The organism is Saccharothrix sp. ST-888 (genome assembly GCF_000955975.1).
In the GTDB taxonomy this organism is placed as follows: domain Bacteria; phylum Actinomycetota; class Actinomycetes; order Streptomycetales; family Streptomycetaceae; genus Kitasatospora.
Genome location: NZ_JYJF01000060.1, coordinates 1 through 13,223 on the forward strand (window position 1 = coordinate 1; position 13,223 = coordinate 13,223).

The 13,223-nt window shown below is 72.7% G+C and carries 13 protein-coding genes; 5 read left to right on the plus strand and 8 right to left on the minus strand.

Going from position 1 to position 13,223, the window contains the following annotated elements; translation table 11 throughout:
- The 5 genes from UK12_RS19400 to UK12_RS19420 all read right to left on the minus strand — a co-directional run.
- Nucleotides 1-1,083, minus strand: a 1,083-nt coding sequence (locus UK12_RS19400) for a beta-ketoacyl-[acyl-carrier-protein] synthase family protein (protein WP_045304338.1), incomplete at its 3' end; no start/stop codon positions are given.
- A 152-nt stretch (nucleotides 1,084-1,235) separates the two neighbouring features.
- The gene (locus tag UK12_RS19405; RefSeq protein ID WP_045304310.1) at nucleotides 1,236-1,481 is read right to left on the minus strand and encodes an acyl carrier protein; all 246 of its coding nucleotides are present in this window, start codon (nucleotides 1,479-1,481) and stop codon (nucleotides 1,236-1,238) included.
- A 113-nt stretch (nucleotides 1,482-1,594) separates the two neighbouring features.
- Nucleotides 1,595-2,626, minus strand: a complete 1,032-nt coding sequence (locus UK12_RS19410) for a beta-ketoacyl-ACP synthase III (RefSeq protein ID WP_197084998.1) — start codon at nucleotides 2,624-2,626, stop codon at nucleotides 1,595-1,597.
- Nucleotides 2,623-3,567 (minus strand): ACP S-malonyltransferase, encoded by a 945-nt coding sequence (locus tag UK12_RS19415; RefSeq protein ID WP_045304311.1) that lies wholly within the window; start codon nucleotides 3,565-3,567, stop codon nucleotides 2,623-2,625. Before UK12_RS19415 ends, UK12_RS19410 begins: the two co-directional genes overlap by 4 nt.
- Before the next feature lie 92 nt (nucleotides 3,568-3,659).
- Entirely contained in the window at nucleotides 3,660-5,051 is a 1,392-nt protein-coding gene (locus UK12_RS19420) for a PucR family transcriptional regulator (RefSeq protein ID WP_331386658.1), read from the minus strand.
- Between the two features lie 90 nt (nucleotides 5,052-5,141).
- Here UK12_RS19420 and UK12_RS19425 point away from each other — a divergent pair, with 90 nt between their 5' ends.
- Nucleotides 5,142-5,918: a pirin family protein gene (locus UK12_RS19425; protein ID WP_045304312.1), complete on the plus strand. Its 777-nt coding sequence runs from the start codon at nucleotides 5,142-5,144 to the stop codon at nucleotides 5,916-5,918.
- Nucleotides 5,919-6,189: 271 nt separating this feature from the next.
- Nucleotides 6,190-7,599, plus strand: a complete 1,410-nt coding sequence (locus tag UK12_RS19430) for a serine hydrolase domain-containing protein (protein ID WP_063838288.1) — start codon at nucleotides 6,190-6,192, stop codon at nucleotides 7,597-7,599.
- 88 nt (nucleotides 7,600-7,687) lie between these two features.
- Here UK12_RS19430 and UK12_RS19435 read toward each other — a convergent pair whose 3' ends face one another.
- Nucleotides 7,688-8,521, minus strand: a complete 834-nt coding sequence (locus tag UK12_RS19435; protein WP_045304313.1) for a serine hydrolase domain-containing protein — start codon at nucleotides 8,519-8,521, stop codon at nucleotides 7,688-7,690.
- A gap of 105 nt (nucleotides 8,522-8,626) precedes the next feature.
- Here UK12_RS19435 and UK12_RS19440 point away from each other — a divergent pair, with 105 nt between their 5' ends.
- Nucleotides 8,627-9,172, plus strand: coding sequence for a MerR family transcriptional regulator (locus tag UK12_RS19440; protein WP_063838289.1), 546 nt, complete (start codon nucleotides 8,627-8,629; stop codon nucleotides 9,170-9,172).
- Entirely contained in the window at nucleotides 9,169-10,173 is a 1,005-nt protein-coding gene (locus UK12_RS19445) for an aldo/keto reductase (RefSeq protein ID WP_045304314.1), read from the plus strand. The genes UK12_RS19440 and UK12_RS19445 overlap by 4 nt, the downstream gene beginning before the upstream one ends.
- A 63-nt stretch (nucleotides 10,174-10,236) precedes the next feature.
- Here UK12_RS19445 and UK12_RS19450 read toward each other — a convergent pair whose 3' ends face one another.
- Nucleotides 10,237-10,815 carry a TIGR03086 family metal-binding protein gene (locus tag UK12_RS19450; protein ID WP_045304315.1) on the minus strand — a complete coding sequence of 193 codons (579 nt, stop codon included), beginning with the start codon at nucleotides 10,813-10,815 and terminating at the stop codon, nucleotides 10,237-10,239.
- Between the two features lie 110 nt (nucleotides 10,816-10,925).
- Here UK12_RS19450 and UK12_RS19455 point away from each other — a divergent pair, with 110 nt between their 5' ends.
- Nucleotides 10,926-11,942: a helix-turn-helix transcriptional regulator gene (locus tag UK12_RS19455; RefSeq protein ID WP_045304316.1), complete on the plus strand. Its 1,017-nt coding sequence runs from the start codon at nucleotides 10,926-10,928 to the stop codon at nucleotides 11,940-11,942.
- A 26-nt stretch (nucleotides 11,943-11,968) separates the two neighbouring features.
- Here the strand turns inward: UK12_RS19455 and UK12_RS19460 are convergent, their stop codons facing one another.
- On the minus strand, nucleotides 11,969-13,201 hold the full coding sequence (locus tag UK12_RS19460) for an alpha/beta hydrolase (protein ID WP_197084999.1): 1,233 nt from the start codon (nucleotides 13,199-13,201) through the stop codon (nucleotides 11,969-11,971).
- Nucleotides 13,202-13,223: the final 22 nt, after the last annotated feature.

Genomic DNA, 13,223 nt, shown 5'->3' on the forward strand with positions numbered 1-13,223 from the left:
GGTGGCGACGGTCTCGATGCCGCCGGCGCCGCCCAGCAGGTGGCCGGTCATCGACTTGGTGGCCGAGACGGCGATGTGGTCGACGTGCTCGCCGAGCTCCTTGCGCAGTGCCTTGATCTCGGCGACGTCGCCCTGCGGGGTCGAGGTGGCGTGCGCGTTGACGTGCACGACGTCGGCCTTGTCCAGGTCGGTCTGCGCGAACAGGCCGGCCAGCGCCTGGGCGATACCGGCCCCGGTCGGCTCCGGCTGCGCGATGTGGTGGGCGTCGGAGGACAGGCCCTGGCCGACGGCCTCGCAGTACACCCGGGCGCCGCGGGCGGCGGCGTGCTCGGCCGACTCCAGCACGACCACGCCGGCACCCTCGCCCAGCACGAAGCCGTCCCGGGCCTTGTCGTACGGGCGGGAGGCGCGCTGCGGCTCCTCGTTGTTCTTGGACATCGCCATCATGTTGGCGAAGGCGACGATCGGCAGCGGGTGGATCGCCGCCTCGGTGCCGCCGGCCACCACGACGTCGGCGCGGCCGCTGCGGATCATCTCGATCGCGTAGCCGATCGCCTCGGCGCCGGAGGCGCAGGCGGAGACGGGGGTGTGCACACCCGCGCGGGCGCCGACCTCCAGGCCGACGTTGGCCGCCGGGGAGTTGGGCATCAGCATCGGGACGGTGTGCGGGGAGACCTTGCGGACGCCCTTCTCCTTCAGTACGTCGTACTGGTCGAGCAGGGTGGTCACGCCGCCGATGCCGGAGGCGATCACGGTGCCGAGGCGCTCGGGCGCCAGCTTGGACGACTCGTCGGTGGCGGAGGTATCGAAGCCGGCGTCGGCCCAGGCCTCGCGGGCCGCGATCACCGCGAACTGCGCGGAGCGGTCCAGCTTGCGGGCCAGCGGACGGGGGAGGACCTCGCCCGGCTCCACCGCGGTGCGCGCGGCGATCCGGACGGGCAGGTCGGCGGCCCACTCCTCGGTCAGCTCGACCACACCGGAACGGCCCTCGAGCAGGCCCTCCCAGAACGAGGCGGCGGTGCCGCCCAGCGGCGTGAAGGCGCCGATACCTGTGACGACCACGGTGCGATTTTCAGCGGTCACTGGTTTCTTCTTCTCTCACGTTGTGCGGGGAGGGTGGGCGGGCCGAGGACGTGGCCGGGAGGGGACCGGCCTGGGGAGGGGCCGGGGGGTGGCCGGCCGGGACGCGCGGGGCGCCCGGCCGGCCGATTCGGTCACGGAGGACCGAAGGGTGATCAGGCGGCGTTGGCGAGGATGTAGTCCACGGCGTCGCCGACGGTCTTCAGGTCCTTGACCTTGTCGTCCGGGATCTTCACCTCGAAGCGCTCCTCGGCGGCAACGACGACCTCGACCATGGACAGCGAGTCGACGTCCAGGTCATCGGTGAAGGACTTGTCGAGCTCGACGTCCTCGGCCGGGATGCCTGCGATCTCGTTGACGATCTCAGCGAGACCTTCCAGGACCTCGTCCTTGGTAGCCATATCGGCTGCTCCTCTTCACTGTGGCTGGCCCACTGCCCGGTGGACAGTCGGCAGGTTTTCCGTGCCGTGCCCACGGGTGCGGGTCACGGTGGTGCAACTGGCGGTGATGTTGCCTAGGGGAGAGTAACGACTGCTGCCGCGTAGACCAGACCCGCCCCGAAGCCGATGATCAGCGCGAGGTCTCCGCTCTTCGCCTCACCGGCCTCCAGCATCCGCTCCATCGCGAGCGGAATGGAGGCCGCGGAGGTGTTGCCGGTCTCGACGATGTCGCGGGCCACCGGGACCGAATCGGGCAGCTTGAGCGCCTTGATCATGGCATCGGTGATCCGCATGTTGGCCTGGTGCGGGATGAACGCACCGAGCTGGTCGGCGGTGATCCCGGCGGCGTCCAGCGCCTGCTGGGCGACCTTGGCCATCTCCCACACGGCCCAGCGGAAGACCGTCTGGCCCTCCATCCGGAGCGCGGGCCACTTCACCTCGTCACCGGCGCCGTTGACGGCGTCGTCCTTGGCGAAGGCGGTGTCCCACGCCTGGGTCTGCGAGATGACGTCCTTCTGCGAACCGTCCGCGCCCCAGATGACCTTGCCGATCCCGGGGGTCTCGGACGGGCCGACGATGGCCGCGCCCGCGCCGTCACCGAAGATGAAGGCGGTCGAGCGGTCCGAGGTGTCGGTCAGGTCGCTGAGCCGCTCCACGCCGATCACCAGTACGTACCCGGCGCTGCCGCCGCGCACCATGCCGTCCGCCAGGCTCAGGCCGTAGCCGAAGCCCGCGCAGGCGGCCGAGATGTCGAAGGCCGGGGCGGTGCCGCAGCCGAGCCGCTCAGCGATCTCGGTGGCGACGGCCGGGGTCTGCTTGAGGTGCGAGACGGTGGCGACAATCACACCGCCGATCTGCTCGGGGGCGATCCCGGCCTGGGCGATCGCCTTGCCGGCCGCCTGCACCGACATCTCGGTGACGGTCTCCTCCGGGCCCGCCCAGCGGCGCTCGGCGATCCCGCTGCGGGTGCGGATCCACTCGTCGGAGGAGTCGATCCAGTTCAGCACCTCGGCGTTCGGGATCACCCGGACCGGACGGTAGCCGCCCACTCCGTGGATCCGCGAGTACGCGGCGCCGGTCGAGGGGCGGATCTGCGGGGTGATCATGCGTTGAGCTCCTGACCGCCGTGCTCCGCGACCAGCGCGCGCGCCTTGTCGAGATCGGCGGGGGTCTTGAGGGCCAGCGTCGCCACACCCTTGATGTTGCGCTTGACCAGGTTGGTGAGGGTGCCGGCCGGAGCGAGCTCGATGACGGCCGTGGCGCCGAGCTGCTGCAGGGTCTCCATGCACAGGTCCCAGCGGACCGGGTTGGACACCTGGGAGACCAGGCGGTCCAGTACCTCGGCGCCGGTCCTGACGACCTCGCCGTCCTTGTTGGAGACGTACGAAACCGCGGGGTCGGACACCGTCAGGGTGGGCGCCAGCTTGGCGAGGCGCTCCACGCCCGGGGCCATGTGCTCGGTGTGGAAGGCACCGGCCACCTTGAGCGGGATCAGCCGGGCGCCGGCCGGCGGGTCGGCCTTGAGCGCGGCCAGCTGCTCCAGCGTGCCGGCGGCGACGATCTGCCCGCCACCGTTGTTGTTGGCGGCCGTCAGGCCGTGCTCGGCCAGCTTCGCGGCGACCGCCTCGGCGTCGCCGCCGAGCAGCGCGGCCATCCCGGTCGCGGTCGCGGCGGCGGCCTCGGCCATGGCCAGGCTGCGCTCGCGGACGAAGGTCAGTGCGTCGTGCGCGCTCAGCACGCCGGCACCGGCGGCAGCGGTGATCTCACCGACGCTGTGGCCGGCGACCGCGCCGACCAGCTTGCGGGCCTCGGCCTCGTCGGGGAACAGGGCACGGGCGGTGAGCAGGCCGGCCGCGACCAGCAGCGGCTGGGCGACGGCGGTGTCCTTGATCTCCTCCTCGCCCGCCTCGGTGCCGAAGCGGACCAGGTCGAGCCCGGCCACGGCGGACCAGCGCTGAAGCCGGTCGGCCACGCCGGGCAGCTCCAGCCAGGGGCTGAGGAAGCCGGGAGTCTGGGCACCCTGTCCAGGGGCAACGATTACGAGCACGGTTCAACCCTCTCTCGCCAGGCACCCGGGGGCGGGTAGGCGACGGTAACGAAGAAAAGCACGCGGGATTGTGGAGTCCCTACAGGGCGGGGTCAGCCCTGCTCGGCGACCGATCCGAGACGGCCCAACGCAAGGGCGATGCGCAGGGTGAACGCCGACCGTACGTCGGACGGAGCATAGCCGGTGACGTCGGTCACACGTCGCAGCCGGTAGCGCACGGTGTTCGGGTGGACGAAGAGCATCCTGGCGGCCCCCTCCAACGAGGAAGCCTGTTCGAGGTAGACACTCAGCGTCTCCAGCAGCGCCGAGCCCGCCTCGTCCAGCGGTGTGTAGATCTCCTCCACCAGCTGCCGCCGCGCGGCCCGGTCACCGGCCAGCGCCCGCTCGGGCAGCAGGTCGTCCGCCAGCACCGGACGCGGGGCGTCCGGCCAGGCCGCACAGGCCCGTAGACCAGCGGCCGCGGCATGCGCGGACCTGGTCGCCGAGAGCAGGTCGGGCACGGTCGGGCCGACCACCACCGGGCCCGGCGCGAACTGGCCGATCAGCGCCCGCGCGGCGTGCACCGGCTCCTTGTCGCCGCCGACCACCACGACCAGGCGCTTGCCCAGCACACCGGTCAGCACGTGCAGCTTGGCGTACCTGGCGGCCCGGCGGATCGCCTCCACCACCAGCTCGCTGTCCCCGTCCGGGGCGCTGCCCATCACCACCCGGACCTGGCTCGGCTGACCCCAGCCCAGCGCGGCCGCGCGGGAGAGCACTCCCTCGTCCGCGTCACCGGAGAGCAGCGAGTTGACGACCAGCGCCTCCAGACGCGCGTCCCAGGCACCGCGTGCCTCCGCCGCCTGCGCGTAGACCTGGGCGGTGGCGAAGGCGATCTCCCGGGCGTACACCAGGACCGACTCGCGCATCCCGGCCTCGTCGCCGGGGGCGGCCACCTCCTCGATCGCCTCCTCCATCACCTCGATGGTGGTGCGGATCAGCTCCACGGTCTGCCGCAGGGTGATCGCCCTGGTCAACTCGCGCGGGGCGGTGCCGAAGACGTCCGTACTGATCGCCTGCGGGGCCTCCGGGTGGCGGTACCACTCGGTGAAGGCCGCGATGCCCGCCTGGGCGACCAGGCCGATCCAGGAGCGGTGCTCCGGCGGCATCCGCCGGTACCAGCCCAGCTGGTCGTCCATCCGCGCGATCGCGGCGCTGGCCAGCTTGCCCGAGGACTTCTCCAGCCGCTTGAGCGTCGCCGCACGCAACTCGGCCCGCTCGGCGGCGAGTTTGCGCTCCTGCGCCGTCAGCCGGCCGCTGCGGCCGCTGCGCGCGCGCTCGGTGGTCCGGGCGGGCGCCTTGACGGCGGCCTTCGCCGCAGCCTGCGCGGGCCCGGTGTCCTCGGGCTCTGGCCCGGGCGCGGCGGCCTTGCCGGTCGTGGCCTTCGCAGGCACGGCCTTCGTGGCCCCGGACTTCTTGTCGGAATTCGCTGAAGCGGCTGGCACAGGACAAGCCTGCCTCACGCCGGTAGGTGCTCGTGCACACCCCCACCGGTTACGACGGTGGCCCCGGTCACACCCGCTACGGTGTCAGGCGTGACTGACGCCGCCACCCGCCCCCGTGCCGACCTGCGCCGAGCACCCGAGCGCTACCGCTCCACGCCGGCCGAAGGCATCGAGACCAGGCACGCCTTCTCCTTCGCCGGGCACTACGACCCGAAGAACACCCACTTCGGTGCCCTGCTCGCCTGCAACGAGGAGACCCTGGCCCCCGGCGCGGGCTTCGACGAGCACCGCCACCGCGACACCGAGATCCTCACCTGGGTCGTCGAGGGTGCCCTCGCCCACCGGGACAGCGACGGCCACGCGGGGGTGGTCCGCCCCGGCATGGTCCAGCACCTCAGCGCGGGCTCCGGCGTCAGCCACACCGAGCGCAACGTCGGCGGGGCCGAGGTGCCGGTGCGCTTCGTCCAGATGTGGCTCCAGCCGGACACCTTCGATGCCTCACCGACGTACGGGCTGCGCCGCGTCGAGCCGTCCGCGGACGGGCTGACCCTGCTCGCCTCCGGACTGGAACGGGACGCCGGCACCGCCGCGCTCAGGCTGCGCCGCAGCGACGCCGCGCTCCACCTAGTCACCGCCGGGCCGTGGCAGCCGTTGCCCGCGCTGCCGCAGGCGCCCTACCGGTACGTGCATCTGACCGTCGGTTCGCTCGGCTACCGGACCGTGCCGGGACCGCAGGGCGGCGGGCGTTCGATGGAGGCCGGCGACAGCGTCCGGGCCACCGGCGACGCGTTCGCCGATCCGACGGCGGGGCCCGACGGGGTGGAGCTGCTGCTGTGGGAGATGCACTCGCCGCTGACCTACGGCTGAGCGGCTGCGCCGCGAGGGGTCGGTGCCGAGGGGTCGGTGTTGAGAGCGAGGGAGGGCGTCCGGCCACCGGGGGGTGCACCGAACGGGTCAGTGGAAGGGCGATGGCGTCGCGGGCGGCGAGGCGGCGACTTACGTTGGCGATGGCCCGTACCGCCCCGACCGCGGGGCGAAGTCGCGGGCCGCTTCCCCCCACTCCCGCCCAGAGAGGCGCTTCGACATGGCTGACCCCTCCCAGCAACGGTGTGTGCGCGGATCGCGACGCAGGATAGCCGTGGCGATTCTCGCCGTCGGCGCCCTCCTCGCGGGCGCGGGCTGCTCCGGGACCTCCGAACTGGAGGCCGCCGCCCCGGATTCCCCCGTCTCCGGCTACGGCTCCGACCCGGCCTCGGGCTCCGCGTCCGGTTCCAGCAGTCCGGCAGTGCAGCTGTCCCCCGCGGTGGCCGCGCAGCTCGATGCGGCGATCAACCGGGTGCTCCAGAAGGCGGGCGTGCCCGGTGCGATCGTCGGGCTCTCGATCCCGGGCAACGGCACCTACACGAAGGCGTTCGGGGTCGCCGACCGCAGCACCAACACGGCCATGACGACCGACCTGAACATGCGGATCGGCAGCGTGACCAAGACCTTCACCGTCACCGCGCTGCTGCGCCTGGTGGACGCGGGCAAGGTCGGGCTGGACGATCCGATCGGCAAGTACGTCACCGGTGTGCCGAACGGGGACCGGATCACCCTGCGGCAGCTGGCGGATATGCGCAGCGGCCTCTACCCGTACACATCGGACCAGGACTTCGTCAATCTGCTGGCCTCCCACCCGACCAGGGCGTTCACGCCGCAGGAGCTGCTGGCGTACGGCTTCAAGCACCCGGTGGCCTTCGAGCCGGGGAGCCAGTTCCAGTACTCCAACACCAACACCGTGCTGCTCGGCATGGTGGTGGAGAAGGTCAGTGGCCAGTCGCTCCAGGACTACCTGAAGCAGCAGGTGATCGTTCCGGCCGGACTGCAGCACACGGTCTTCCCGACCGACGCGTCGTTCCCCGACCCGCATGCGCGCGGCTACACCAACCAGACGCCGAACGGTTCGACCGTGGACGCGACCGACTGGAACCCGTCCTGGGGGTGGGCGGCCGGGGCCATGATCTCCAACCTCGCCGATCTGCAGACCTGGGCCGGGGTCCTGGCCACGGGCTCGCTGCTGAGCCCCGGCACCCAGGCGCAGCGAATGCAGGCGCTGCCGACCGGTTACCCCAACACGGGTTACGGCCTCGGGGTGTTCGTGGACAACGGATGGGTCGGGCACAACGGGTCGCTGCCCGGCTACCAGAGCCTCGTCCTCTACCTGCCGTCCGCGAAGGCCACGCTGGTGGTGCTCACCAACACCGATGTGGGGTACCAGGGTTCGGAGAACTCGACGCTCTTCGGTGAGGAGATCACCCGGATCGTGACGCCCGGAAACGTGTTCTCGCTGCCGGCGATGCCGTCGACGTCGGCGTCGCCCTCCTCGTCGGGGTCCGCGTCCTCGTCCGCGTCCTCGTCCGGATCGCCGTCCGGATCGCCGTCGGGATCGCCCTCCGGCTCCTCGTCGGGTTCGCCGTCGGCGCCGTCCTCAGCGCCGTCGTCCGTCCCGCCCTCGGGGCTCTCGCCCTCCGCGTCCGGCTCCGGGCTGCCGGGGGCCGGGGTGTCCTGACGGTGCCGGGGTGAGAAGGCGGAGTCCGGGTCGGCCCGGGCCGGTTGGGGCCGGCCGGCCCGGATCCGGGTGTCCGGCTGGCGGCGGGTCAGCCGCGCAGCTCGGCGAGGACGGCGTCGTTGAACTGCGGCCAGACCTCGGCGGCCCACGGCCCGAAGTCCCGGTCCGTCAGGGCGACGCAGGCGACGCCGCCGACCGGGTCGACCCACAGGAAGGTGCCCGACTGGCCGAAGTGGCCGAAAGTCTCCGGCGAGTTGGCGGTGCCGGTCCAGTGCGGCGACTTCTCGCCGCGGATCTCGAAGCCCAGCCCCCAGTCGTTGGGGCGGCGGTGCCCGAAGCCCGGCAGGACACCGCTCAGCCCCGGGTACGCGACCTCGCGGGTGGCCGCGCGCACGGTGGACGGGTCCAGCAGCGTGGGCGCCTGCAGCTCGGCGGCGAAGCGGATCAGGTCGGCCAGGGTGGAGAGGCCGCCGGCACCGGCCGGGGAGCGGTGGGCGGTGTTGATCAGGGTGGCCCGCATGCCCAGCGGCTCGAACACGGCTTCGGCGGCGTACTGCGCGAAGTTGATCCCGGCGGCCTTGGTCAGGGTGTCGGCCAGGACGTCGAACCCGGCATTGGAGTAGAGCCGCCGGTTGCCGGGCTCGGCCATCGTCCGGTGCTCGTCGAAGGCCAGACCCGAGGTGTGCGCGAGCAGGTGCCGGATGGTCGAACCCGCGGGGCCCGCCGGGTCGTCCAGCTCGAACACCCCCTCCTCGACCGCGACCAGCACCGCGTACGAGGTGAGCAGCTTGGTCACCGACGCCAGCGGGAACAGCCGCTCCCGAGGCCCGTGTTCACCCAGCACGGCGCCGTCCGCGCCACGTACCACGGCGGTTGCCGCGTTCGGCACCGGCCAGTCCTCGATCATCCGCAAGCTCTGCATGCGCCGACTCTAACCAGCCGGGCGGGAGTGCCGCGTGGGAGGCTTGCTTAGAGTGCGCTCCAACTCGGTAACTTCGTAGTCATCGCCGACCGACAGGGGGCCACCATGGCAACGATTTCACCGCTCGAAGCCGGTTCGCCCAGCTGCTCCGACGCCTACCGCACGTCGGGCCCGCAGGCCGACCGCACCCCGCGGCACAGCATCAGCGAGGTTGCCGCGGCCAGCGGCCTGACCGCCCACACGCTGCGCTGGTACGAGCGGATCGGCCTGCTGGACCCGATCGACCGTTCGTACTCCGGCCAGCGCCGGTACAGCGACGCGGACCTGAACCGGCTCGGCTTCCTCAACCGGCTGCGGCTGACCGGGATGCCGGTGGCCGACATGCTCCGCTACGTGGAGCTCGCCAGGGCCGGCGACCAGACCGTCGAGGCCCGCCGCGACCTCCTGGTCGAGCACCGCGAGGAGGTCCGGCAGAAGCTCGCGGATCTGCACGCGACCCTCGCGGTCCTCGACTACAAGATCAACATCTATACGGGTCTCCAGCTCGACCAGCGCGACCAGTGCGATCCGCGCGGTCACAGCGGCCTGAGCGACCTGAACGACCAGCGTGATCAGCACGATCAGAGCGACAGGAAGAAGCAGAGCGCATGACTCTCCCCACCGCTGTTCTCGGCAGCAACGGCCCCGTCGTGGGCATCCAGGGCCTCGGCTGCATGGGCATGAGCGAGTTCTACGGCCCGACCGACACCGCAGAGGCGCTGGCCACCCTGGACGCCGCCCTCGACCTCGGCGTCACCCTGTTCGACACCGCCGACGTCTACGGCTCCGGCGCGAACGAGGAGCTGATCGGCCCCTTCATCCGCGCCAACCGCGACAAGGTCGTGCTCGCCACCAAGTTCGCCATCGAGCGCCGCGCGGACGACCCCGCCTACCGGGGCATCAGGAACGAGCCCGGGTACATCCGCGCCGCCGTGGACGCCTCGCTGCGCCGCCTCGGGGTGGACGTCATCGACCTGTACTACATGCACCGCCGCGACCCGAACGTCCCGCTGGCCGAGTCGGTCGGCGCGATGGCCGAGCTGGTCCAGGCCGGGAAGGTGCGGCACCTCGGGCTGTCCGAGGTGACCGGTGACGAGCTGCGCGAGGCGTACGCCGTGCACCCGATCGCCGCCCTCCAGTCGGAGTGGTCGATCTTCTCCCGGGACGTCGAGCACACCGCCGTGCCCGCCGCCGCCGAGCTCGGGGTCGGCTTCGTGCCGTACTCGCCGCTCGGGCGGGGCTTCCTGACCGGGGTGTTCAAGGCCGCCGAGCAGCTCTCCGAGGGCGACTACCGGCGTGCGCACCCGCAGTTCAGCGGGGACAACGCGACCCGGAACGCGGCGCTGGTCGAGCCGATCCAGAAGATCGCCGCCGAGCGGGGCGTCAGTGCGGCCCAGGTGGCGCTCGCCTGGGTGCACCAGCGGGCCGAGGTGCACGGGCTCACCGTGGTGCCGATTCCCGGCACCCGCAAGCGCTCCCGGCTGGCCGAGAACACCGCGGCGGCGACCCTGCGGCTCACCGCTCAGGAGCTCGTCGAGCTGGAGCCGATCGCCGGGCGGGTGGCGGGCGACCGGTACGCCGACATGACCTTCACCTCCGCCGCGCGGGAGTAGCCGCACCGGCCGGGGCGCGGGGACGGGGTCTGGGGCCGGGCGCCCGTCCTCACCCACCGGGGGTCAGACCTGGCGGCCCAGCCAGGCGGCCAGGCGGGTGTAGGCGTCGGCGCCGGGAGGGACGGGCTGGACCGCGGCGAACGGGACTCTGCCGCCGCGCCGTTCGCCGGGTGCGAAGCGGCGGGCGAGCGGGAGGCAGGCGTGGGCCAGCCGCTCGTCGAGCGGGATGCCGGGGGCGACGGCCTGGGCGATGTCCCAGGAGTGGGCGGTGGCCTCCACCACGTATCCGGCGAGGGCGGCCCGGCCGGAGAGTTCGTCCCACGGCACCACCGCGATCCGGTCGAGCACGGCGCCGTCCGCCCACGCGGTGGTGAACCGGGCCCGCGCCAGCATGAAGGCGTCCGCCCACTCGGCGTCCCCGATCGCCTCGGCCCAGGACGGCACCTCCTCGGCCCGCCCGCCCTCGCCGACGTAGGCGATCCGGTGGACGCCGCCGACGGTGTGGCTGAGCAGTGCCCGCAGGTCGTACCGGCTGCACGGGGTCGGTGCGGTGAGCAGCTCGGGCGTCACCACCGAGAACAGCCGCTCCAGCTGGTCCAGGGCGCGCTGGTAGAGCACTCGGGGGTCGTCGGGGGTGTCCATGGTGGGTGCGTCCGTTCCTCGGGCAGGTTATACGTATCGAGAACACTCTGCTGGAAAAACTTGACACCCGCTGTCAGGTTTTCGGCCTGTCCCGGTTAGGCTCTGGCCCCGTGAAAGCTGACCGGCTGCTCTCGATCCTGTTGCTGCTGCAGACCCGGAGGCGGATCCCGGCGGCCGAACTGGCCGAGCGGATGGAGGTGTCCGTCCGCACCATCTACCGGGACGTGGAGGCGCTGTCGGCGGCCGGTGTGCCGGTGTGGACCGAGCGCGGGCGGTACGGCGGGGTCAACCTGCTCTGCGGGTACCGCATCGACGTCACCGGGCTCACCGCCGAGGAGGCCCGGGCGCTCTTCGTGCTGCTCGCGCCGGACGCGCACGACGCCCTCGGGCTGGGCAGCGCGCTCGGCTCGGCGCTGCGCAAGGTGATGGCCGCGCTGCCGCCGGTCCACCGCCCGGCCGCCGAGCGGACCTTCGAGCGCATCCTGGTCGACCCCAAGCACTGGATGCGGGGCGAGCCGGTGGCCCTCGACCTGGCCGAGCTGCAGCGCGCGGTCTTCGCCGACCGGCGGCTGCGGCTGAGCTACTGGCACTGCGGCGAGGACGATCCGACCGAGCACACCGTGGACCCGTACGGGCTGGTGAACAAGGCCGGGGTCTGGTACCTGGTCGCCGACCTCGACGCCGAGCCGGGACTGTTCCGGGTCTGCCGGATCGCGGCGGCGGTGACCCTGGAGGAGCCGGTGCGGCGGCGGGCCGACCTCGCCCTGGCGGAGGTCTGGGCCGCGCTGCGCGAGCAGATCGAGCGCCCGGCCGACGAGATCAGGGCCACCGTCCGGGTGCACCGGCGGCGGCTGGGCCAGATCCAGCAGATCCACGGCACCCAGGTGATCCCCGCGCAGCTGGCCGGTGCGGTGCTGGTCGACCCCGAGCGGATCGGCTACCCGGTGACGGCCGTCGACCAGTGGACGGAGCTCGAACTGGGCTTCGGCGCGCTCGTCGAGGTGCGCTCCCTGCTGGCCTTCGGCACCGACGTCGAGGTTCTCGCGCCGCCGCAGGCCCGGGCCGAACTCGCCCGGGCCGTCGAGGAGATCGCCGACCTGTACGGCCGGGGGCCGGCCGGGGCCTGAGCCGGCCGGCCCGTCGTGGTTCCGGGTCAGGCGGTGGTCGGCGGGTGGCTGACGTTCCCGTACTGGCCGAGCGCGATGTCGCCGAAGTTGTGCAGGCTGGAGGTGTTCGGCGCGAAGTAGCCGGTGTGGCCGGACGCGCCGGTGGAGGAGACCCGGATCGCCCCGAAGTCCTGGCTGGTCGGGTCGGCGCCGTGACCGAGGCCGCCGACCTCCAGGTACGGGACGTTGCCGATCCAGTCGGTGGGGTTGCGGGCCGCCCAGACCCGGACGCCGTCGCCCAGCTCGGCGGCGCTCTGCACGCCCATCCCCGGGCTGCCGAAGACGACCAGGTCGGTGGTCTGGTCCGCGTGGATCCTCGGCGCGGCGACGCCGCAGACCACGGAACCGTACGAGTGGCAGAACAGCGCCGGCGGGGTGTCCGGGTGGCTGGTCGCGCGCAGCCCGTCGAGCAGACGTTCCAGCCGGGGCGCGCCGACCTCGGCGAGCCGGGAGGTGACCGCGTCCGGGCCGAGGCCCAGGGGGGTGACGTAGCCCGTCCAGGCGATCACGGCGGTGCGGGTGGCCGGGGACTGCCGGTGCTCCTCGTCGAGCAGGGCGCGGGCCATGCCGGAGGGGGAGCGCAGCGGGTCGGTGGGCTGGTCGAAGTGCGCGAGGTCGGCGTCCGAGCCGGGGACCAGCACCGCGACCCGCTCGGCCGAGGCGAGGTCGCCGTAGACCTCGCTGACCAGGCCGCGGCCGCGCGGGTCGAAGGCCAGGATCTGGCGGCCGGGGGCCAGCAGTTCCTCGCTGTTGTCGGCGCGCAGCTTGGCGGCGGCGCGCTCGCTCACGCTCTGCTGCTTGTCGTTGGCGCGGTTGCGCGCCCGGTCCATCTCGGCGGTGATGGCCAGCCGGTTGGCCTGGTAGCGCAGCTTGAGCGGCGCGCCGTCCAGGTTGCCGACCACCAGCGGGTACCGGACCACGAGGCGGGTGGCCTGCTCGGGCGTGAGGGAGGCGAAGAAGGCAGAGACGGTGCGGGCGTCGGCGCCGGCCGGGTCGGGCAGGGTCCGGCCCAGCGAGTGGTCGGCCACCCACTCGGCACTGCCGGCCGGCGGGGTGGAGATGGCCAGCTGCTCGTTGGCGGCGGCGGCCTGCGCGGCGGCGGCTCCGGCGTCCACCAGGACCGCGCAGCCTGCGAACGCCCCTATCAGGACGCGCTTGATACGCCTGCGCCGCGCTGCCGTGTACTGGCTGAGCCTGCGTTTCGTCAGCCTTCGCTGCAAGCCGTCAACTCCCTCGGACCCG